This window comes from Mucilaginibacter aquariorum (assembly GCF_024498135.1).
Lineage (GTDB): Bacteria > Bacteroidota > Bacteroidia > Sphingobacteriales > Sphingobacteriaceae > Mucilaginibacter > Mucilaginibacter aquariorum.
The window spans coordinates 82,709-105,441 of sequence record NZ_JANHOH010000002.1; the positions used below are offsets into that span (position 1 = coordinate 82,709).

14 protein-coding genes are annotated in these 22,733 nt (G+C 42.4%); 13 read left to right on the forward strand and 1 reads right to left on the reverse strand.

The features are described from left to right. The first annotated feature begins 33 nt into the window (after nucleotides 1-33). From NPE20_RS11300 to NPE20_RS11315, 4 genes are all read left to right on the forward strand, one after another. Nucleotides 34-1,380 carry a sugar porter family MFS transporter gene (locus tag NPE20_RS11300; protein ID WP_256538762.1) on the forward strand — a complete coding sequence of 449 codons (1,347 nt, stop codon included), beginning with the start codon at nucleotides 34-36 and terminating at the stop codon, nucleotides 1,378-1,380. A 57-nt stretch (nucleotides 1,381-1,437) separates the two neighbouring features. After that, complete coding sequence (locus tag NPE20_RS11305; RefSeq protein ID WP_256538763.1) at nucleotides 1,438-4,779, forward strand: DUF5107 domain-containing protein; 3,342 nt, start codon at nucleotides 1,438-1,440, stop codon at nucleotides 4,777-4,779. A 299-nt stretch (nucleotides 4,780-5,078) separates the two neighbouring features. Further along, the gene (locus tag NPE20_RS11310; protein ID WP_256538764.1) at nucleotides 5,079-6,443 is read left to right on the forward strand and encodes a S41 family peptidase; all 1,365 of its coding nucleotides are present in this window, start codon (nucleotides 5,079-5,081) and stop codon (nucleotides 6,441-6,443) included. Nucleotides 6,444-6,572: 129 nt separating this feature from the next. Beyond that, entirely contained in the window at nucleotides 6,573-7,166 is a 594-nt protein-coding gene (locus NPE20_RS11315) for an RNA polymerase sigma factor (protein ID WP_256538765.1), read from the forward strand. 76 nt (nucleotides 7,167-7,242) lie between these two features. Here NPE20_RS11315 and NPE20_RS11320 read toward each other — a convergent pair whose 3' ends face one another. Continuing rightward, nucleotides 7,243-7,797 (reverse strand): dihydrofolate reductase family protein, encoded by a 555-nt coding sequence (locus NPE20_RS11320; RefSeq protein WP_256538766.1) that lies wholly within the window; start codon nucleotides 7,795-7,797, stop codon nucleotides 7,243-7,245. A gap of 203 nt (nucleotides 7,798-8,000) precedes the next feature. On the opposite strand from NPE20_RS11320, the gene NPE20_RS11325 reads away from it, so the two are divergent. The 9 genes from NPE20_RS11325 to NPE20_RS11365 all read left to right on the forward strand — a co-directional run bounded on the left by NPE20_RS11325 (nucleotide 8,001) and on the right by NPE20_RS11365 (nucleotide 22,641). Continuing rightward, nucleotides 8,001-8,993: a FecR family protein gene (locus tag NPE20_RS11325; protein WP_256538767.1), complete on the forward strand. Its 993-nt coding sequence runs from the start codon at nucleotides 8,001-8,003 to the stop codon at nucleotides 8,991-8,993. Between the two features lie 100 nt (nucleotides 8,994-9,093). Continuing rightward, a complete protein-coding gene (locus NPE20_RS11330; protein WP_256538768.1) occupies nucleotides 9,094-12,378 on the forward strand; it encodes a TonB-dependent receptor in 3,285 nt (1,094 codons plus the stop codon). A gap of 204 nt (nucleotides 12,379-12,582) precedes the next feature. Next, nucleotides 12,583-14,016, forward strand: coding sequence for a beta-helix domain-containing protein (locus NPE20_RS11335; RefSeq protein WP_256538769.1), 1,434 nt, complete (start codon nucleotides 12,583-12,585; stop codon nucleotides 14,014-14,016). Between the two features lie 87 nt (nucleotides 14,017-14,103). Continuing rightward, nucleotides 14,104-14,862: a hypothetical protein gene (locus NPE20_RS11340; RefSeq protein WP_256538770.1), complete on the forward strand. Its 759-nt coding sequence runs from the start codon at nucleotides 14,104-14,106 to the stop codon at nucleotides 14,860-14,862. Between the two features lie 155 nt (nucleotides 14,863-15,017). Then, nucleotides 15,018-16,340, forward strand: coding sequence for a sigma-54-dependent transcriptional regulator (locus tag NPE20_RS11345; protein ID WP_256538771.1), 1,323 nt, complete (start codon nucleotides 15,018-15,020; stop codon nucleotides 16,338-16,340). Between the two features lie 772 nt (nucleotides 16,341-17,112). Beyond that, the gene (gene kdpA / locus NPE20_RS11350; RefSeq protein WP_256538772.1) at nucleotides 17,113-18,831 is read left to right on the forward strand and encodes a potassium-transporting ATPase subunit KdpA; all 1,719 of its coding nucleotides are present in this window, start codon (nucleotides 17,113-17,115) and stop codon (nucleotides 18,829-18,831) included. Between the two features lie 8 nt (nucleotides 18,832-18,839). Continuing rightward, on the forward strand, nucleotides 18,840-20,873 hold the full coding sequence (kdpB, locus tag NPE20_RS11355; RefSeq protein WP_256538773.1) for a potassium-transporting ATPase subunit KdpB: 2,034 nt from the start codon (nucleotides 18,840-18,842) through the stop codon (nucleotides 20,871-20,873). Nucleotides 20,874-20,884: 11 nt separating this feature from the next. Beyond that, nucleotides 20,885-21,451 (forward strand): K(+)-transporting ATPase subunit C, encoded by a 567-nt coding sequence (locus NPE20_RS11360; protein ID WP_256538774.1) that lies wholly within the window; start codon nucleotides 20,885-20,887, stop codon nucleotides 21,449-21,451. 134 nt (nucleotides 21,452-21,585) lie between these two features. Then, nucleotides 21,586-22,641, forward strand: a complete 1,056-nt coding sequence (locus NPE20_RS11365; protein WP_256538775.1) for an outer membrane beta-barrel protein — start codon at nucleotides 21,586-21,588, stop codon at nucleotides 22,639-22,641. The last annotated feature ends 92 nt before the right edge of the window (nucleotides 22,642-22,733 follow it).

Below are 22,733 nucleotides of genomic sequence, written 5' to 3' on the forward strand. Positions count from 1 at the left end.
AATTTATTGAATTTTAAAATCCAAACAAACCAAATGAACGCAACAGCCAAAACATTTAATAGTAAGTATATTATTGGCATTTCCTTTATCTCTGCCCTGGGCGGATACCTGTTTGGATTTGACTTCGCCGTAATATCGGGCGCGTTGCCATTTCTTAGAGAACAGTTTATGCTAAATGCCTGGTGGGAAGGCTTTTTAACCGGCTCGCTGGCATTGGGCTGTATAGTTGGCTGCCTGATAGCGGGTAACCTTGCCGACAGGTACGGCAGGCGTCCGGGCCTGATGCTGGCCGCTTTCATTTTCGCGGTTTCATCCATCGGTATAGCGTTTTCATCTGGCTTGACTTATTTTGTGGCCATGCGTTTTGCCGCCGGTATTGGCGTAGGTATGGCATCTATGCTTTGCCCAATGTACATAGCAGAAATTTCTCCGGCCGAAGTAAGGGGGCGCAATGTGGCCATTAACCAGCTTACGGTGGTTATAGGTATTCTGATAACCAACCTTGTAAATTATTTTCTTGCGGATACAGGGCCTGATGCATGGCGTTGGATGTTTGGGCTGGGAGTGGTGCCTTCTTTGGTGTTTTTAATTGGTGTGATATGGCTTCCCGAAAGCCCAAGGTGGCTTATAAAGTCTGGTCAGCAGCAAAAAGCGAAAGTTATACTAAACAAAATAGGCTCTCCCGGTTTTGCAGAGTCCACGTTTACCGCGGTTGAAAAATCATTAGTTGGTGCTACTAAACAATCGTACGCCATGGTGTTTGAAAAAGCGGTGCGCCCTGCTGTGGTTGTTGGCGTAACACTTGCAATATTCCAGCAGTTTTGCGGAATAAATGTGGTGTTCAATTATACCTCAACCATATTTGAATCGGTAGGGGCAAGCCTAAACCGGCAATTGTTTGAAACCGTTGCCATTGGTGTAGTTAACCTGGTATTTACCCTGCTTGCCATGTGGCAGGTTGATAAACTTGGCCGTCGCCCGTTAATGTTATATGGCTCGTTAGGATTATCGGTTATATATATTGTTTTGGCATTTTTGCTGCAAAACCATTTCCCTACAGGGTTGGTATCCATATTTGTACTGCTTGCAATAAGCATCTATGCTATATCGCTGGCGCCGGTTACCTGGGTTTTGATATCCGAGATCTTCCCTAATAAAATTCGTGGTGTGGCATCATCTGTAGCCATTGTTTCGCTATGGGGCGCATATTTTATATTGGTTTTCACGTTTCCAATATTGGCTAAAATATTAGGCGCATATGGGCCATTTTACCTGTATGCTGTTATTTGTTTCCTTGGTTTTCTGTTTGTTAAATTTAAGGTGAAAGAAACCAAAGGCCAAACGCTTGAAGAACTGGAAGATAATTTAATTAGACACTAAATAATAGCCGGGCCGTTTTATAAACGCTTTGCTGTAATAAACTATAAATATATACTGATGAAAAATTCGATTGTAAGGGTGTGGGAAGAAACAGTTACCATACCTACCTATGGAATTGGCAAGCCTGATAAAAACCCCATGTTTTTCGAAAAACGAATTTACCAGGGCAGTAGTGGTGTAGTGTACCCAAACCCCGTTATCGAAAAGATTTTTGACGAAAAGCAAGATAAAGAATACAAGGGGCTATTCCTGGAGAACGAATACATCAAGATCATGATCCTGCCCGAACTGGGTGGCCGCATTCAAATGGCTTACGATAAAATAAAAGAACGCCACTTTATCTACTATAACCAGGTTATAAAACCTGCGTTGGTTGGCTTAACCGGTCCGTGGATCTCGGGTGGCATTGAATTTAACTGGCCGCAGCACCATCGCCCCAGCACATTCGACCCCATCGATTTTAAAATAGAAGAAAACGCCGACGGCAGCAAAACCGTTTGGGTGAACGAGATCGAGCAGATGTTTCACACCAAGGGTATGGCAGGTTTTACCTTGCACCCGGGCAAGGCGTATATCGAAATAAAAGCGAAACTTTTTAACAGGTCAGAGTTGCCCCAAACCTTTTTATGGTGGGCAAACCCGGCGGTAAAGGTTAACGATTATTATCAGTCTGTTTTCCCGCCGGATGTTAACGCGGTTTTTGATCACGGCAAGCGGGATGTATCTACCTTCCCGATAGCCACAGGAACTTATTACAAGGTTGATTATTCGCCCGGAACAGATATCTCTATGTATAAAAATATCCCTGTTCCTACTTCTTACATGGCTATTAATTCCGACTATGATTTTGTGGGTGGTTACGAGCATGATAGCCAGGGCGGCTTATTGCATGTGGCCAACCATCATGTATCACCTGGTAAAAAACAATGGACATGGGGGCATAGCGATTTCGGCCTTGCATGGGACAGGAACCTGACCGACGAAGATGGGCCATATATTGAACTGATGACCGGTATGTTTACCGATAATCAGCCCGATTTTACCTGGTTAATGCCAAACGAGGAAAAAACATTCACACAATATTTTCTACCCTATCAGCAATTGGGTGTAGTAAAAAATGCTACAAAAGATATTTTGGTGGCGATTGATAAAGATGGAGATAAACTGGTGCTGAAGGTATACGTAACTTCGGTGCAAACCGGTATCACTATAGATCTGACCTACAACAGCAGGGTACTGTTAAGTGATAAGGTAGATATAGACCCTACACAGGTTTACATCAAAGAAATTACCGGCGCGAATGATATTAACGAAGAAGAGATATTACTCATATTATCCAATACTGCGGGTAAAGAACTGATCAGGTATCAACCTGCATTAAATCGTAAAAATGAGATCCCCGAGCCGGCTAAACCCGCGGTTGAACCAAACGAGGTGGAAAATAATGAGCAGTTATTTCTTACAGGTCAGCATTTAGAGCAGTACCGCCATGCTACTTACAGCCCGGTACCGTATTACGAAAAAGCATTACAGCGCGACCCGAAAGATATCCGTTGTAATAACGCGCTTGGTTTATGGTATCTGCGCCGCGGCCAATTCGCCAAAAGTGAAGCCTATTTCAATACCGCTATAGCAACCATTACGCAGCGTAACCCTAACCCGTACGATACCGAACCGTATTACAATTTGGGTTTATGCCTAAAATATTTAGACAGGACGGATGAAGCCTACAAGGCGTTTTATAAGGCCACCTGGGGTAAAACGTTTAAGGATAGCGGCTTTTTTGCTGTGGCCCAAATTGATATGCAACGCGGCAATCATGAGCTGGCTTTAGAACACATTAACCAGGCTATTGACAGCAATGCCGCTAACAGCAAAGCTTATGTTATTAAAGCCGCTGCTTACCGTAAACTGGGTCAGCCTGAAAAAGCCATAGCAGTTTGCAACCAGGCTTTAGAGCGTGATGGGTTTAACCTTGGGGCTTTTTATGAGCTATCACAATCCGGCAGGTTATTAGGGCAGAATGAAGAGGCTGATAACGCCATTGCTGCATTAATAAAACTTTCGAGAGGGTACGAGCAGAATTATATAGAATACGCCATTGATTACGCAACAGCCGGTCTTTATACTGAAGCCGCTGATCTGCTGAGTTATGCTGTAAAGGCAACGGGCACTAATCCTTTAGTGTATTATTATTTGGGTTGGTTGAATCACAAATTGCAGGATGAGCAGACTGCTCAGCAATGGTTTAAAAAAGCTGAAGCTGCCAACCCATACCTGTGTTTCCCAAACCGTTTGGAAGAAATTAAAGTGTTGCAATGTGCCATAGAATTAAATCCTTCGGATGCCAAAGCGCCCTATTACTTAGGTAATTTATTTTACGATAAAAGGCAGTATAGTGATGCAATAGCTTATTGGGAACTTTCGGCTAAGCTGGATGACAGTTTCCCAACCGTTTTAAGGAATTTGGGTATAGCCAGCTTCAATAAATTGAATGATGCGGATAAGGCTTTGCATTATTACGAAAAAGCCTTCGCACTGGATATTACCGATGCCCGTGTATTGATGGAGTTGGATCAGCTTTATAAACGATTAAACAAAACACCGCAGGAGCGCAGCAGGTTCCTTAACGAGCATTTGGAAACCGCCCTGCAAAGGGATGATATTTATCTTGAACGTGTGGCCATACTTAACTTTTTGGGTGAATACCAGGCAGCATTTGATCTGGTAACCAACAGGCAGTTTCACCCCTGGGAGGGAGGCGAAGGTAAGGCATCTGGCCAGTATGTCCATAGTCTGCTGCATCTTGCGCAAAACCATATCAGCAAAGGCAGTTTTAACGAGGCGATAACATTGCTTCAGCAAGCACAAAGCTATCCGCACAATTTGGGAGAGGGTAAGTTATTCGGTGCGCAGGAAAATGATATTTATTATTGGTTGGGTGTAGCTTATGATGGGTTAAAAGATCCGGAAAATGCCAAACAATCTTATCTAAAAGCTACGGTTGGATTAGACGAACCATCGGCAGCCATGTTTTATAACGATCAGCCGCCGCATAAGATCTTTTATCAGGGCCTTGCCTGGAAGAAACTGTCTAACGAGGCCAATGCATCAGCCATATTTAATAAACTGGTAAGCTATGGCGATAAACATATCAACGACGAGATCAAAGTAGACTACTTCGCCGTATCGCTACCAAACCTTTTGATATTTGAGGATGATCTGAACCTGCGCAATAAAGCTCACTGCCTGTTTATACAGGGGCTGGGATATTTGGGCCTGGAAAAAATAGCTGAAGCTAAAGCAGCCTTTTTAAAAGTATTAAAAATTGATGCGGAACATTTAGGTGCAAGGGCGCATCTGGATATGGCACTGCAGCTAAATTCTGTATTAAATTAGAACCATGATCAAAATATAGATGCTATTTTACTATACAACAAAGCCTTTTAGTGTATCTGAAAGGCTTTGTTGCTTCCGGTTTCGCCGACCGTAAGTGTTTTCAAATCATTAAACTTATATTAACTTTGTAAAATCCTCGAAAGAATTTTCAAGGAATTTTTAATAATAAAAGGGGAGAAGCCGGTTGGGAAGCCGGCTTCTTGTATTACAACAAATCGTTATCAGCTAAATGATAATTCAAAAATAATATTGACTTAACCTCTTCCTTATACCTTCACTTTTTAAATTACCCCTGTGGAATGCGGAATTTAAAAAGAATAAAAAAACTCAACGGTAAACATTTTTGCATTTGCCTGGTACTCCTACTTGCATTTCAAAGCGGGTGTAAAAAGGAACGTGATCCTGTATTTGATGTAGGAAGTACCGCATATATCAATAAATGGGTAATGGATAGTATGAAGGTTTATTATTACTGGAATACCGCGTTACCTAAAAATCCAAATTACAATCAACAACCGCTTGGTTTTTTTGCTTCCATTAAAAATGGGGGCGACCGATTTTCACAGTTACTCAACCCCGATGTACCTGAGAGTTATCCCCGTACGCTTTATTCTGATTTTGGGGTTGACCTGGTAACTATTAATACCGCAGGTTCTGAACAAACGATACTCAGGCTGGTAGTACCCGGATCTGATGGTTTCCAGGCAGGGCTTAAACGGGGCGATAAAGTACTTGCCATTAACGGTGATGTTGTTAATTCGACAAACGTAAACGCTTTAAGCGAAGCAAGTTTAAAAAAAGGCAGCATAACCCTTCAAATGGAAGGCAAAGCAGAACCGTACCTTATCAATGGATACCTGAAACCTAATCCTGTATATACTACACAGGTATGGGAACGAAACGGAAAAAAGATCGGCTATATTTTTTTTAATAATTTTGATATTAAAGCGCTGCCAAAGCTTAAAGAGGTGTTTGCCGGTTTCCAGAGCTGGCAGGTAAACGAACTTATCCTTGATATGCGTTATAATACAGGCGGTGAGGTATCCGTTGCTGCCGCTCTGGCCGCTATGATAACCAAGGCAACAGAAGAGAGTATATTTTTAGAATACCGGGGCAATGCCAATGCAGGTATACAGCGGCACAGTTTCGGCAATGAGATCAGTAAGTTATTCACGCCGGTTAATTATAGTCAGTATTCTGGTTTACGGCTTAACATAAATCGTTTATTCATCCTCACCGGTAAGCACACTGCCTCGGCAGCTGAACTGTTGGCAAATAACCTCCCCCCGCATATAACAACCATACGAATTGGCGAATCAACCCTGGGAAAAGATATGGCGGAATTTGAAATTAAAGATTACCGCGATCCTAACCTTGTTGAAAACTGGGTGCTTTGGCCGCTGGTGTTTAAGGTATATAATTCGGCTGGTAAAGGTGATTATTCCGCGGGGCTTCCTCCCGATATCGCGGCAGATGAACTAAGCAGCCTACCCCTTAAAGAATTAGGCGATCCTGATGAAACCCTCACCCGATTAGCAATTGCGCAAATCACGGGCATAACAGTAACCTCCCGTACGCTTTCCCTTAACGAATTGCCAAAAAAACTATATGATTCCAGGGATAAGGAAGATGCGATGGTAACCCCTATACGGGTTAGAAGATAAAAAGACTATCCCATACCGGTTATCAACAACTGTTCAAACACCGTTTTTAATTTAATGAATATTTAATACACCCTGCTGTTTGCCTTAACATGGGAGTTCTTTATTTGTCTTGGTTTAAAACCTTTGCTTATGCTTGGTCAGGATATTATTCAGAACTTTACAGAAGGGGATCCGGAGGCTTTTAAGAAAGTATATTCTATATTTTATAAGCAAATCTACAGTTATTGTTATCGTTATAGCCTTTCCAGAGAAAATGCAGAGGAACTTACACACGACATATTTCTTCACTTGTGGAATACGCGTGCTTATATTAAGCCCGAGCAAGGGGTTAAAGGATATTTGCTAACGGTATCTAAAAATATTGTTTTCACCTGGCTGAGAAATGTCTCCCGCAAGAAAAAAATGCGGGCAGAATTGGAAGCTTATTTCATTCGTGAGCAGGAAGAATTACTTCCCGAAAAACGGATAGATGCAACTTTTAGCCTATCTACTTTACGTACTGCACTAAACGTTCTGCCACCCAAAAGGAAAGTTGTTTTCGAAATGATCCGCTTTAAGGATATGACTTATAATGAAGTGGCCGATCAGCTTTCCATCAGTCGTAACGCGGTAAAAGACCATATGGTAAAAGCAAACCGGGTTGTTGAGGCTATAAAGACCAGTAAAGAATACCTGGATTATATCACGCTATTTTATTTTCTGATATTCACCTGCTTGGCATAAGTATTACTTATAAAACTTCTGTAAGATATGTAGCTACCTTATGCTATGGAAATATTCTCTCGCCACAGATTTTTCGTCACTGTTTTAAGTAACGAAGCGCAACACACCCTGATTTTAAGATCTTTGACTCCACAAGTTTTAATTCTAATTTCTTCGGTAGGCTGATTTCTTCAAACAATCGCCTCCCTTCTCCTACAACTATTGGTTGGAAGACAAAATGGTATTCATCAACCAAACCAAGTTTTATGAGTTGTGTAGGAAGGGTTACACCACCAAGCGAGATATTCTTGCCTTGTTCCTGTTTCAATTTCAATATTTCGTCTCCAGGATTTGCCCGAGCAAGTCTCGTGTTTTTGTCTTCAACCTTGTCTAACGTTTTGGAAAAAACAAGTTTGTCTATGGAGTCGAATACTCGCGCAAATTCGTTCGATGCTTTGCTCATCGATTGCGTTTTTGCAACATCGGGCCAAAAAGGGACCATCAATTCGTAAGTTTTACGTCCATAAACAATCAGGTCAACATCTCGCATAAGGTCCGTAAAATATTCATGTACATCTTCATAGCCAACCCCTTTGGTGTGGTCACAGCAGCCATCCAGGGTCAAGTTGATGCCGTAGATTACCTTTCTCATTGGATTGATTTTAGTATTTGGTTCCTAAAATTAGTAATTTTTTTAGGGTTCGTTATATGGCCAGAGAATGATGATGGTCTGGGATAAAATGGGAATACATCTCAATAAAAAAGATAAATCAATTTTATTTTTTTTAGAGCTACCCTAATTACCCTACCCGGGTAGTATATATAAGTAGGCGGCCGATATGGTTGGTTATTTATATGGATCATAACAGAAAGAAATATTTACACCGAAGGTATCTCACCAGGGAGCTTTCTAAAGAAGAACTGAAAGAGTTCTTTAAAATGCTTGAACATAGTGATCCGCAGGATTTAGCAGATTTTGATGATATAGCTAACGAATTCCCTTCGGATTTTGAGCCGGCCGAAGATATTGCACAAAAGATATTGAGTAAACAACAAGCTGGAAAATCTTCGCGCTTAGCTTTAAGAGTAGCAGCTGCCGCCATTATTGGTTTCGTTATATTATTTGGTGGTGTTAAATTTTATCAGGAATATACCTTTATTCAGAAAACGAAAACTTTCGCTACTGTACGTGTACCGCTTGGTAAAATAAAAAGGGTTAAGCTCGAAGACGGGACATTGATCACGCTAACTTCAGGTGCGGTTTTTAAATATCCGCAGGCATTTACCAAGACAGAACGCCGGGTTTACTTATTGGAAGGCCAGGCCTTTTTTGAAGTAGCGCACGACAAAACCAAGCCATTTCGTGTAAATTCCGGTAAGCTATCCACTACAGCCCTGGGCACATCTTTTATCATCAAACATTATAAAAATTATGGGTACGAGAAGGTAAGCTTATATACCGGCAAAGTACAGGTTGACCGTAATGGTGTAATTGCCCCGCCGGTTATTTTGCACCCCGGTCAGGAATTTGATTATCATAATGGTACGCTAAGTACGGTGACAGGGTTTGATAATTCTGAAGATGCGCTTAAGGCAGGAGCGTTAAACTTTAAGCGTGTGCGTTTTCGGGATGCTATTTACAGCATGGCATCTTATTATAATGTAAATATCCAATTCAATGAAGAAGATTTTAAGAAATATAGCATCAGCGGTGACTTTAACAACGGTTCTGTAGATACATTGCTTGGCTCCCTCACTTTTATATATCCATTTAAAGTAAATAAAATCAATTCGTCAACCTATAAACTGACCTTATCGAAAAAACAAAAACATAAAGGCCTTAAATAGGAAGTACCGCGGCCAGGCGATACTTCCCTAACAATTTGACCGGATAAACCGGTAATAATCGAAACCACATTACTAAAAAGCAATGCAGCAAATCAAAAATATGATTTTTAATTTACCTATAAGTATACATTTAAGAACACAACACACCGCTTATTTATTTATCCTGTTCACCGTTTTATTAAGCAGCCCCCTTTTTGCACAGGCAACTGGTAAAACAGATGGCAACAACTATAAAACTATCACTAAACCTGTATCGCTTGAATTTGCGCAGGTAAATGCAGTGCAGATACTCGAAGTATTAAAAACACAAACCAATTATAATTTTATTTACAACCCAAACGAGCTTGAAAAGGTTGAACTAAAGAAAGTGAGTTACCGCCAGGAAGCCTTGGGGAAAGTACTGGAAAAACTAACCGTATCCGGCATGAACTTTTCCTTGTCGGGCAACTCTATCTATGTAAATTATACCAAACCCACGCCCCTCAGAAAACCAGATCCCGGCCGTATCAGTGGTAAAATAGTTGACGATAAGGGTGAAACTTTGCCAGGTGCCAGTATAAGGGTTATACAAAACGGGCAAGGTATTACCAGTAGTGTAGATGGTAGTTACCAGTTAACGCTTGAACCCGGCACTTACACACTGGAGGTAAGTTATATATCTTTTCAGACAAAACGCATTACAGAGGTTATTGTTAAAGCCGGGCAGCTTACCAAGCTTGATATCTCTTTAAAGGTATCATCCAGCACTTTAAAGGAGGTCGTAGTACAATCTTCCTTTAAAAGAGAATCGGTAACGGGTTTGTATGCACAGCAAAAAAATAATGCTTCTATAACGGATGGTATTTCTGCAGAGCAGATATCCCGCACACCCGACAATAATTTGGGGCAGGTACTTAAACGAATTAGCGGGGTAACAACTATTGATACGCGTTATGTGGTAGTAAGGGGGTTAACCGAACGTTACAACCAGGCAATGCTTGACGGGGTGATCATCCCCAGTACGGATATGAACCGCAGAAATTTTTCTTTTGACGTGGTGCCGCAGGAATTGGTGAGTAATGTAGTAGTTAACAAAACGGCCAGTCCGGATATGTCAGCCGAATTTTCAGGTGGTCAGATACTGATCAACACGTTGGATATTCCCGAGCAAAACTTCAACTCCTTTACCATTGGTACCGGTTATAACAGCCGCACCACCGGTAAGGATTTTGTAATGCTGGGTGGCCGTGGTAAATACGATTATTTTGGTTTTGATGATGGCCGCAGAAAAACCCCTACCGGCCTGCAATCCTGGACGCAGCGTAGCGACCCTATTCCTGATTTTGCAGTACCGCAAAGCAAGCTTTTTAACAGCGAACAACTTAAGGCCTATACCTATCAGGGGGCGCCTAATCAAAATTACCGTTTTTCACTTGGCCGTTTGTACCAGCTAAAAGAAGGATTAAAATTAGGTTTTACGGGAGGGGTAACTTATCGGAATACGCAGGAAACTAATCCTTTTGTAACGGTACGAAACTCAAATTTGACTTTTGCCGGCGAGGGCGATCCTATTGATACCGCAGCAATTAGAAGTTCGGGGAGCTTATATAAGTTTAATACCACTATTGGTGGGGTTTTAAATGCTGGTGTTCAGGGCGAAAAATTTAAAATCACTTCTAAAAATTACTACTCTCACGTACTTAACGAAACTTCGCAATATGCCTCCAGGTATGATGCTACAGAAAGCAACAGATTTATTGAATTTTTCGACAGCCCCGAATTTACCACGGTCTACCAAAGCAAACTGGAAGGCGAAAACCTGATTGGCAGCAAGGGGTTAAAGTTTAATTGGTCAGGAGCCTTAACCAACATCAGCCAGGATATTAAGGATATGCGGAGGCTGCGTTATAATAAAACTGCCACCATTGGTGGGGTTGATTATTACGATAGCCCGAATGCGGCCCCTTTTAGCGAAGGTTCCGGCCTTTTTGATTACCGCCTCTCCACTGATATAAATGAGCGGGATTATAATTGGTCAGGCAGCTTAAGCCAGCCCTTTAATTTTTTAAACGATAAAAGCCTGGTAAAGGCGGGTTACGCTGGCTGGTATAAGCAGCGTAGTTTAGGTTCTACACAGGCAAGGATTGTTAAACAGGACAACAATGCAGAATTGACGGGCCGGTATGAAGATATCCTGGCTGCCGGGCGCATAGGCGCAACTGCCGATTCTGCCTTTTACTATATCGACGATCAAACAAACGGCAAGCAATATACCGGTACTGCCAGGTTTCATGCCGCCTATGTGATGCTTGATCAGCGTTTTTTTCAAAAATTAAGACTGGTTTATGGGGTAAGGGCCGAGAATTATAACCTGGCTAATAAACAGGATCAGTTTCTTCGCGCGCCCAGGTTTGATGGTTTTGAGAAAACAAAACCTGCTATTACCGGCGAGAAAAACTGGCGCTTTTTACCCTCTGTAAATGCTACATATAGTTTAACCGAAAAAATGAACCTCAGGGCGGCATACTCCACAACCATAGTACGGCCCGATTTTAGGGAAACATCCTATTTTGAATTATATGATCCCTACCTGGATGCCTATATAAGTGGCTTTGATGTAGTCAGCACAAAGATAAAGAACTACGATCTGCGGTATGAGTGGTACCCAGGCGCCGGCGAGATCATATCGGTATCGGGCTTTTACAAGGACTTTGATAAACCGCTGGAATTAGTTGATGTACCTGTAAGCGGGGGGCAGGGAAGGAGCCGTTTTTTGCGTTTCCAGAACCAGGACAGGGCAACAAACAAAGGGATAGAGGTTGAATTCCGTAAATCGTTAAGCTTTATAGCCGATAAGCAATGGCTGCGCGACCTGACGGTTTTTGGGAACGGCACCTTTACAAAGTCAAAAGTATACGCAGTAGAGTATAAAGCTGAAGCTATAAATAACGGTGAAACTTACGAAGTAGTAAAAACGAGTATCCCGGGGGTAAACCGGCCTTTGTATGGCCAGTCGCCCTGGTTGGTAAATGCAGGCATCAATTACAATTCTAAATATGTGGGTGCAAATATAAGTTATAACCGCTCGGGTTACCGGTCATACGTTACCTCGGTTACACCCAATGCCATTGAATACGAGAATGGCCGCAACCTGGTAGACCTGCAATTGAGCACCCGTTTGTTGAAACAAAAAGCGGAGATCAGGCTGAATATTGCGAACATACTGGATGAGGAAACATTCTTTTATACCAATCCTACCGCGTACATAGGCGGCACTGCCGAGTATAATAATGGCTATGTGCTGGTTAATGGCACGGATGCCTATGAAAAAGATAAAGGAGACCGTGTTTCTTATCGCACAAAAAACGGAAGAACGGCCAGTTTAACCTTTACCTATAGGTTTTGAAAAATGGAAAGATTTAATAATTAAATAATACTACATATTGGAGATGAAATTACTTTTAAAAAGTGATATAAAATGCTATTAATCAATTAGTTATGAAAAATATTTTTTATATTTTCCTTGCATTGGTTAAACTAATAGTTCAACTTTACAATGTTTTATAATACAAACAAAACCCTTTTATCCATTAATTAAAAATTCCTACAAATGAAAACAATCCATGCAACATTAGCAGTACTCGCAGTAGCTGCTACCTTTGGCCTAACAAGCTGCAAGAAAGATTTAGTTGGTGCAAACGGAGATTTTAACAAATCTTCTAAAGCGCCTATTGATTACAGTACACTTCCACAAGTGCACTTAAGTGGTGTTTACACTGCAAAACGTGTATTAAGCCCTGATACCTTGTATAAATTAGACGGGGTGGTCTATTTTTCGGGTCCTAATGCTAAATTGTACATTAAAGCAGGTACACACGTAGTAACCGGTAATGCGGTAACTTATGGCGGCAGGTCTTTAAAGGGCGTATTGGTTATTGCCAAAAATGCTCAGATATTTGCAGATGGTAACAAAAACAATGTTACTGAATCGAGCTATAACCCAGACAGCACCATCGTTTTTGGTCCTGATCCGGCTGTAGCAGCTCCGGTAGCTGGTGATTTTGGCGGTGTTATCCTGTTAGGAAAAGCTCCTACCAATCAGCCAACCACTACGGTTATTGAAGGTATCCCAACTTCACCGCCGGCCAATGTTACTTATGGTGGAACTACTTCAAATGATAATTCAGGTGTTATACGTTTCGCCCGTATTGAGTATGCAGGATTTTTATTATCAACTGATAATGAAATCAACGGCCTTACTTTAGGTGGTGTAGGTTCCGGAACAACTTTAAGCCACATCCAGGTATCTTTTAGTAATGATGATTCCTTTGAGTTTTTTGGTGGAACAGTTAATGCAGATCACCTTATTGCTTTAGCAGGAACTGATGATGATTTTGATTTTGACAACGGTTACTCTGGTACAATTCAGTATGCCATTGCATTGAAAGATCCTTTTTCTGGCCACACAGTTTCTGGTGGTGTAAGCGATGCTAACGGTATCGAATCTGATAACAATGCTGCAGGAAATGGCGCTTTAACGCCACTTACAAAGCCAAAACTTAGAAACTTTACTATCCTGGGTTACTCTACCAACAGCAACATAGCTGACCTGGAAAAAGCTAACCACTGGAGAAGAGCATCATCGCTTGATATTCAGAATTCAATTTTGGGTGGGTTTAACACAGGTGCTCATTTTGAAGGTATTACCACCACTGGTTCTATATTCCAGAACAATGTGGTGCAGGCATACTCAGCTACATCTACCATCACACCTTCTTATCCGGCTACTTACAGCTTAATCGCTGCTGATAGTTTAAAAAACACACCTGCTGCTAATACTTTACTTAAGTTAACAAGCGCTGCTGCTTTCTATGACGAAAGTGCATATACTCCGCTTAACTTAAGGCCATTATCAACATCTCCTGCGTTTAGCGGTGGAAACACTGCCGGTGGTGGCACATCTTATCGTGGCGCAATTGATCCTGCAGCTACAGCATTAACCATCTGGACAAACAACTGGACAGATTTTACACCATCTTTTTAAGTTTAAGTTTCAATCTGTTTGTTTTATAAAACATAATATAAGTTAATAAGTAGCGGCCCGATTGGGCCGCTACTTTAAATCATTAATATGAAAAAATACATTTACATTTTAATATTACTAATTACAACCGCTATTTGTTCCTGCAAAAAAGAAGCTACGCTATCTAAGCCGGCTACATTTGCCAGTGTTACGTTTATCGACCCATTTGATGTGTTTGCCGGCCCCAATGGCCCATTAGTAATCACTTATCAGAGCAAACCCATTGAACCGCGAGCAGACGGAAGCCTAAAGGTGTTGGCGGGCGAAGGCGAATTTGAGTTTTTTAACTCAGCTGCCAATACCAGTGTTTTGACCAGGAAACTTACTATCAGCAAAGACACTGCAAAAACATACGTGTTTTTTAAACCAAACCCCGATGCGGCGCGTGTAGAGCTATTGGAAAACAACCAGCTTTCGGAGCCCCGCCCTGCCACAGAAGATCGTATAAAAGTTAAAATAGCAAACTTCGCCCAATCTATTCTGGGCAATAAGAATATTAAAGTTGTTTTTAGTCAGAACGGAATTCCGGTAGATACTATCCAAACGGTTGGTTCGGAATTTACCAACGGATATTCGGAGATGAGCAGGGAGATCAGGATAATAAGAAATGTAAAGAGACCCACTACTCTTTATTCGGTAACCTTTTTAGATGAGAATAACAACCCGGTTTTAGATACAAATAGTGTACCCGTTGAAGGTGCATTTATTTCAAATAATAGCGTAGGGGTTAATCTTTACACTATAATAATATCCGTTGCCGGAGGTCAAACCCCATCTATTAGTACTCCTACGTTGTTTCAAGACTAATTTCAAAAAACGGCATTGGTCTTCAATAAATCTGACGATTACATGCTGGTAATAAAACTATCGAACAACAACCACTGGAAACGTACGAGGACGCTTTTAATAATTGATTACATATTACAGCACCTTATAATTATTATTGCATAATAATTACTGGTATGCAAGCAACCATCCTGATCATTGATGATGAAAAAAAACTGAACGATCTGCTCTCGCGCATTATTGGTTTGGAAGGGTTTCGTGTAATTCAGGCCTATAATGGCAAAGATGGCATTAAATTACTGGAGCAACAGGATGTGCTGGTGGTATTAAGCGATGTGAAATTACCCGATGCAAACGGTGTTGACCTTGTAAAAACCATCAAAGCCAAAAAGCCCTATGTAGAGGTAATTAACCTTACCGCTTACGGCACTATTAATGATGGCGTACAAGCTATTAAAAATGGTGCGTTCAACTATATTGTTAAGGGCGATGATAACGATAAGATAATCCCCTTACTTAACCAGGCAGTTGAAAAAGCGCAACTACAGCAAAATGCTTTTAATGCGGATAAAAAGATAAGCGGAAAATTCAGTTTCTCGCAGATCATCGGTCAGTCTAAACCCATTGTTGAGGCCGTAGAGCTTGCCCGCAAGGTGGCTGCTACCGATACCACCGTGTTGCTTTTGGGCGAAACAGGTACGGGTAAAGAAGTATTTGCATCGGCTATACATTACGAGAGCCAGCGCAGGCAAATGCCATTTGTAGCTATTAACTGCAGCAGCTTTACCGGCGAACTACTGGAAAGCGAACTATTTGGTTACAAAGCAGGTGCCTTTACAGGCGCCTTAAAAGATAAAAAGGGCCTATTTGAAGAAGCACACCACGGCAGTATTTTTTTGGATGAGATTGGCGAAATGAGCCTGGAGTTACAGGCAAAACTTTTACGTGTACTGGAAAGCAAAACTTTTATTAAGCTGGGCGATACACAAACCACTAAAGTTAACATCCGCATTATGGCGGCAACAAACCGCGATCTGCAAAAGGAAGCGGAGGAAGGAAAGTTCAGGCTTGATCTTTTTTACCGGTTATCCGTATTTACTATCGCCCTGCCCTCGCTTAACGAACGCAAGGAAGACATTGAACTGCTGGCTAAATACTACCTCAGGTTTTTTACGGATAAAGCAGGCCGGTCTGTTAAGATGAGCGATGAATTTTTAAATCTGCTTAAACGCCATCAGTGGAAGGGAAACATCCGTGAGCTGAAGAACGTTATCGAGCGTTCGGTTATTCTTGCCGATGACAGCCTGACCCCGGATACATTACCAACACAATTTAATATTCAAAATGCGGATAGCAATTCACTCGATCTGCAGAGCATCGAAAAACAGCACATTAGTAAAGTATTGGCCTACACCAAAGGCAATAAAACCGAAACCGCGCGCCTGCTGGGCATCGGCTTAACTACGCTTTACAGAAAGATTGACGAATACGGTTTGTAAATATCGTCCAAATAAATTGTCAGTCTGAGTTATCAAATCCCGTGGCCTTTGAAGGTGCAATGAAAGATCTTTGCGGCGGGGGAGCTTTACCGGCTATATTATAGTGCATGTTTGCTTGTGCTGGGTTTGGATTTAATGGTGACGTTATTTCGTCAGTAGCCTATTTTTAAAATTGTTCATTATCAGCTATTTATGTGTTGTCGATGGTGTTCACGGCCGTGAACGTGAACACTTCTCACACCATTTACCAATAATTGTCAGTCTGAGCTTGTCGAAGACTTATCCAGCGCTCAACGGTTCGACAAGCTCACCCATGGCATGCTTCTTTAAAACGATGTTAATGCATCAAACCCTTCGCTCTTTGCGTTTCTGCGAGATATAAAACGTCTGCGCTCTCTGTGTTTTTCCTCCGTTACCTCTGTGGTTAAAAACAACAACCTTTTCCAAAACGATAATCAACCCTTCCAAAATGGAAGGGTTTTTTGTTTTAGCAAATCCAGTTAAATCAATCAATTATTTAACAATCAGCAACTTAACAAAATATCTTAACAAGCGGCATCCCTATTGGCATAGGTGATCAAAATATCAAAACAATGATCACTATAATTCTCTTCCTCGCCATCCTTGTTAGCTGGTGGTTCATTTTTAAATCTATCGACTGGTTCGAAAAAATCTAACGCATCATGATCGCATTATTTATCATCTCTATCGCGGTTTTCATGTACATGGTATATGTGCTGCTTAAACCCGAAAATTTTTAATCCTTAACACAATGAACACAGAACTATTTGGAATCATTGCCTCCTTCGCCCTGATGCTGGTTATCGGCATACCGCTGGGCAAATACCTTGCAAAGATGTTTGCCGGCGAAAAGGTGTGGACAGATTTTATGAAACCTGTCGAACAAGGCATTTATAAACTGTCTGGCATCAACCCTAATGAGCCAATGAACTGGAAACAGTTTTTAAAAGCAATGATGTGTATTAATCTTTTATGGTTAGTATACGGCTTTTTTGTACTTATGAACCAGGATAAGTTGCCCTGGAATCCCGATGGAAACCCCGGCATGACGGCTGATCTGGCATTTAATACCATCATCAGCTTTGTGGTGAACTGTAATTTACAGCACTATAGCGGCGAAAGTGGTGCCAGCTATTTGGCACAGCATTACATATTTATGTTTTTGCAGTTTGTGAGTGCCGCAACAGGTATTGCCTGCGCTGTAGGTTTGTTTAAAGCCTTCCGCGATAAAACTACCAACGATATTGGTAACTTCTGGAATTACTTTTTGAGGGCTATAACCCGTTTATTGCTGCCCTTATCAATAGTAGTCGCCTTAATATTAACCTTTAATGGCACACCAAGCAGCTACGCAGGTAAAGACCAGTTTATATCCCTGCAAGGCGATACCGTAAATGTATCCCGTGGGCCGGCTGCCCAATTCATCGCTATAAAACACCTGGGTACAAATGGTGGCGGTTGGTTTGGTGCAAACTCTACCCATCCGCTGGAAAACCCTAACTACCTGACTAATATTACCGAGATCGTTTCTCAAATGATCATCCCAATCGGCATGGTTTTATGCTTCGGATATTTTATCCGCAGGAAAAAGCTGGGCTGGGTAATTTTTGGGGTGATGATGATCGGCGCTTTGCTCTTACTCATCCCAAGCATCGGCAGCGAAACAGGGGGAAATTCCGCCATCGCTAAAATGGGCATAGCCCAGCCAACCGGTGCTATGGAAGGTAAGGAAGTACGCATTGGGCCAACCGCGACAGCCTTTTGGAGTACTTTCACCACCATTGTATCAACCGGCTCTGTTAACGGAATGCACGACAGTACCATGCCGCTTACCGGCTTATGGCAGCTGTTGGGTATGATGATAAACGGCTTCTTTGGCGGCTGCGGTGTGGGCGTATTAAACTACTTTATCTATTTGATAATAGCCGTGTTTATATCCGGACTGATGGTTGGCCGAACCCCCGAGTTTTTGGGCCACAAAGTAGAAGCGCGCGAGGTAAAGATAGCCGCTTTGATAACCCTGTTAAGTCCGCTGCTTATTATGGCGGGTACGGCTATAGCCGCGTTTGTATTTACCAATCATGGTAATGCCGACTGGGCCGTTAAGCCATCGGCATGGTTAAACAACCCAAGTTTCCATGGCTTTAGCGAGATGCTTTACGAGATGACCTCAGCTAACGCCAACAACGGCTCCGGCTTTGAAGGTTTGGGTGATAACAATGTCTTCTGGAACGTATCAACAGGCTTTGTGATGTTACTTGGCAGGTTCCTGCCAATTATTGGTCCGGTGGCCATAGCAGGTTTGCTTGCCCAAAAGAAATACATCCCCGAATCGGCAGGTACGCTAAAAACCGATACCATAACCTTCGGCCTGATGACCTTCGCTGTAATACTTGTTTTAAACGCATTATCGTACTTCCCTGCTTTGGCTTTGGGCCCTATTGCAGAGTTCTTCTCAATGCCTAAGTAATCTATATCATGACAACAAGATCAAATAAATTATTCGAACCTGCTCTGGTGCAAACCGCGCTTGCAGCGTCGTTCATCAAACTGAACCCAAAAGTAATGCTGCGCAACCCGGTAATGTTTACCGTGGAAGTTGGCACTGCCATAATGCTTTACATGAGCGTTTACAGCTTTATGCATGCCGGCCAGGGTTCGTTCACCTATAACCTTATCATTTTCTTAGTACTGCTGTTAACCTTATTATTTGCCAATTTTGCCGAGGCTATTGCCGAGGCACGTGGTAAAGCCCAGGCTGATAGCTTACGTAAAACCCGTGAGGAAACACCTGCCAATGTCTTGTTAAGCGATGGCAGCATCGTCAGCAAATCATCAAACGAATTGCGCAAAGGCGATGTATTTGTTTGCGAGGCCGGCGATACCATCCCAACGGATGGTGAGATAATTGAAGGCCTGGCTACAATAGATGAATCAGCCATTACAGGTGAATCTGCTCCGGTTATCCGCGAGGCAGGTGGCGATAAATCATCGGTAACAGGTGGTACAAAAGTATTATCAGACAAGATAAAAGTTATAGTAACCACCGAACCCGGCGAAAGCTTTCTGGATAAGATGATAGCCCTGGTAGAAGGTGCATCTCGCCAGAAAACGCCTAACGAGATAGCACTAACCATTTTGTTAGCCAGTTTTACGCTCATCTTCATTATCGTTTGTGTTACACTGAAACCGTTTGCAGATTATGCCAACACGCCCATCACTATTGCGGCCTTGATATCGCTTTTCGTTTGTTTAATTCCCACAACTATCGGTGGCCTTTTATCGGCCATTGGTATTGCAGGGATGGACAGGGCGCTGCGCGCCAATGTGATCACAAAGTCTGGGAAAGCGGTTGAAACCGCAGGTGATATTGACGTATTGCTGCTGGATAAAACAGGTACCATCACCATTGGTAACCGTAAGGCCACTCAATTTTGGCCGGCCCCCGGCGTATTACCCGAAGACCTGGTAAAAGCTGCCGTATTATCCTCACGGGCTGATGAAACGCCTGAGGGTAAATCAATAATTGAGCTGGCACAGCAAAGCAACATGCATATTTCAATGGCTGCGCCAAAGGGTGCGGAGTTCATTAAGTTCACTGCCGAAACCCGTTCAAGCGGTATTAATACTACAGATGGCTTACGGATCCGTAAAGGTGCTTTTGATTCGATCAGGAATATGTCGGTAGCAGCAGGAAACAAGTTTTCTGCCGATGTGGAAGAGCGTGTAAAAGCCATTGCAAGTAATGGCGGTACGCCGCTTGTGGTATCACAAAACGAAGTGGTTTTAGGTACGATAGAACTGCAGGATATTATTAAACCCGGTATAGCCGAACGTTTTGAGCGCCTGCGCAAAATGGGTATTAAAACCGTAATGGTAACCGGCGATAACCCGCTTACCGCAAAATTCATTGCTGAAAAGGCCGGTGTAGATGATTTTATAGCCGAGGCCAAGCCCGAAGATAAAATGAACTATATTAAACATGAACAGCAAAGCGGCCGCCTGGTTGCCATGATGGGCGATGGTACAAACGATGCTCCGGCACTTGCCCAGGCAGATGTTGGTGTAGCCATGAACAGTGGTACACAGGCCGCCAAGGAAGCCGGTAATATGGTGGATCTGGATAACGACCCAACCAAGCTGATAGAGATAGTGGAGATAGGTAAGCAATTGCTTATTACCCGCGGTACATTAACCACCTTCTCTATAGCAAACGATGTGGCTAAATACTTTGCCATTGTTCCGGCGTTGTTCATCGCTTCTATTCCGGCATTGCAGGCTATAAATATTATGCATCTGCACAGTCCGGAGAGCGCTATACTATCCGCCGTGATATTCAATGCCATCATTATCCCGATGCTGATACCATTGGCATTAAAAGGTGTAGAATATAAACCGATAGGAGCCAGTGCGCTGCTTCGCCGTAACTTATTGATATATGGTTTGGGCGGTGTTATCGCGCCATTCATCGGTATCAAATTAATCGACTTACTTATTTCCCTATTCTTCTAATTAATAAGATCATGAACAATAACATCATAAAATCCATACGTATTACACTGGTATTGACCGTAATACTATGCGTGATATACCCGGTAGCTATATCCCTTGCCGGTAAGTTATCAAAAGGCCGTGGCGATGGAGAAACCATTGTGGTAAACGGCAAAGTGGTTGGATATGCCAACATTGGCCAAAGCTTTACACAGCCCAAATACTTTTGGGGCAGGCCATCGGCAGTTGGTTACAACGCGGCAGGTTCGGCAGGTTCAAACAAAGGGCCAAGCAACCCCGATTATCTGAAGGATGTGAGCAGCCGTATTGATACCCTGCTTAAATACCATCCATACCTGAAACGCGCGGATATCCCTGCCGAAATGGTAACCGCATCTGGTAGTGGCCTTGACCCTGATATTTCACCGGCAGCAGCTAAAATACAGATCAAACGTATTGCTGATAATCGCAAATTATCTGTGCAGCAAGTTACTGATTTGGTGTCAGCACATACCGAAGCGCCGCTTTTAGGTCTGTTTGGCCCATCGAAAGTGAATGTATTGAAATTGAATGTGGCTTTAGATGAACTGAAAAAATAACAAAAGATCAAAATGTTATTTTGAACGATAGAGAGAAATCTTGTTCGAACGTTAGGCGGCGACCTTTGCATATTGAACAAGATTTCTCCTCGCTATCGCTCGTTCGAAATGACAAGCATATAACCAACCAAAAAATGAAAACATTCCTCATATCATTAGTAATATTTTTTGCTGCTATAACTGCCAAAGCACAGGACACTACCAAGACTACAGAAACCCCTTTAACCATATCCGGATCGGTAGATGCGTATTACAAATACGATTTTTCAAAATTCAGGAACGTGGCAGGTGGCTCAAATATCCCCACCAGCTTTGCTACCGACCAAAATTCTATCTCGATAGGTATGGTTGACCTGGCCGAAAAAAAGAAAGTGAACAAAGCCTCCTTTGTAGGCGAGTTGTCATTCGGTCCGCGGGGCGAGGCACAGTCAATACCAAACAGCGGCACCAACGGGCAATCGTTCCATATCCAAAATTTATATATGGGTTATGATGTAACAGATAAACTAAATCTTACTGCCGGCTACATGTCAACCTTTGTGGGTTACGAAGTAATATCACCCGTAGGGAATTTCAACTACTCTACCTCATACCTTTTCACCAACGGGCCATTCCAAAATGCGGGCTTTAAAGCAACATATGCCTTTACAAGCAAAATAAGCCTGATGGCCGGGATATTTAATGATACCTGGAACAACTATCAATCATCAAGGGATGTATCTACATTTGGGGCACAGCTATTTGTTAGTCCGCTTAAAGGCTGGACAGCCTACATCAATTTGTTAAGCGGTAAAACTTCGGGTACCATCGTGGATCTGACCACCGCCTACCAAATAACCGATGCCTTTAAATTAGGCTTGAACGGTGCAAGCTTTTCGGCGCCAGATGCTGTAAAGGGCGGTTTTGAAGGCGTAGCATTATACCCACAATTAGCAGTTTCAAAAGCGGTAACTTTAGGGTTGAGGGGCGAATATTTTAAAACTAAAAACGGAGGCTTTGTAACAGCAGGCCCGCCAGTCGGCGAATCGATAACGGCATTTACTTTAACCGCCAACATAACGGCAGGTCCGTTAACACTGATCCCCGAGGCAAGATTAGATAATGGTTCAACCAGTCAGTTCATTAATAACAATGGCGGGCCAACTAAGCAGGCATCGCAATTTTTAGTGGCGGCGGTTTACGCGTTTTAAATATTTGAGATTTGATTTAACCACAGAGTACACAGAAAAAAAAGACACAGAGTTCGCAGAGATTATACCTCTGTGAGCTCTGTGTCTGACAA

Excerpts from the sequence above, each read along its gene's own strand:
- NPE20_RS11360 (WP_256538774.1), top strand. The coding sequence starts at position 20,885 with ATGAACAATAACATCATAAAATCCATACGTATTACACTGGTATTGACC.
- NPE20_RS11320 (WP_256538766.1), bottom strand. The coding sequence starts at position 7,797 with ATGAGAAAGGTAATCTACGGCATCAACTTGACCCTGGATGGCTGCTGT.
- NPE20_RS11300 (WP_256538762.1), top strand. The coding sequence starts at position 34 with ATGAACGCAACAGCCAAAACATTTAATAGTAAGTATATTATTGGCATT.
- NPE20_RS11330 (WP_256538768.1), top strand. The coding sequence starts at position 9,094 with ATGATTTTTAATTTACCTATAAGTATACATTTAAGAACACAACACACC.
- NPE20_RS11365 (WP_256538775.1), top strand. The coding sequence starts at position 21,586 with ATGAAAACATTCCTCATATCATTAGTAATATTTTTTGCTGCTATAACT.
- NPE20_RS11345 (WP_256538771.1), top strand. The coding sequence starts at position 15,018 with ATGCAAGCAACCATCCTGATCATTGATGATGAAAAAAAACTGAACGAT.
- NPE20_RS11340 (WP_256538770.1), top strand. The coding sequence starts at position 14,104 with ATGAAAAAATACATTTACATTTTAATATTACTAATTACAACCGCTATT.
- kdpA (WP_256538772.1), top strand. The coding sequence starts at position 17,113 with ATGAACACAGAACTATTTGGAATCATTGCCTCCTTCGCCCTGATGCTG.
- NPE20_RS11310 (WP_256538764.1), top strand. The coding sequence starts at position 5,079 with ATGCGGAATTTAAAAAGAATAAAAAAACTCAACGGTAAACATTTTTGC.
- NPE20_RS11325 (WP_256538767.1), top strand. The coding sequence starts at position 8,001 with ATGGATCATAACAGAAAGAAATATTTACACCGAAGGTATCTCACCAGG.
- NPE20_RS11305 (WP_256538763.1), top strand. The coding sequence starts at position 1,438 with ATGAAAAATTCGATTGTAAGGGTGTGGGAAGAAACAGTTACCATACCT.
- NPE20_RS11315 (WP_256538765.1), top strand. The coding sequence starts at position 6,573 with ATGCTTGGTCAGGATATTATTCAGAACTTTACAGAAGGGGATCCGGAG.
- NPE20_RS11335 (WP_256538769.1), top strand. The coding sequence starts at position 12,583 with ATGAAAACAATCCATGCAACATTAGCAGTACTCGCAGTAGCTGCTACC.
- kdpB (WP_256538773.1), top strand. The coding sequence starts at position 18,840 with ATGACAACAAGATCAAATAAATTATTCGAACCTGCTCTGGTGCAAACC.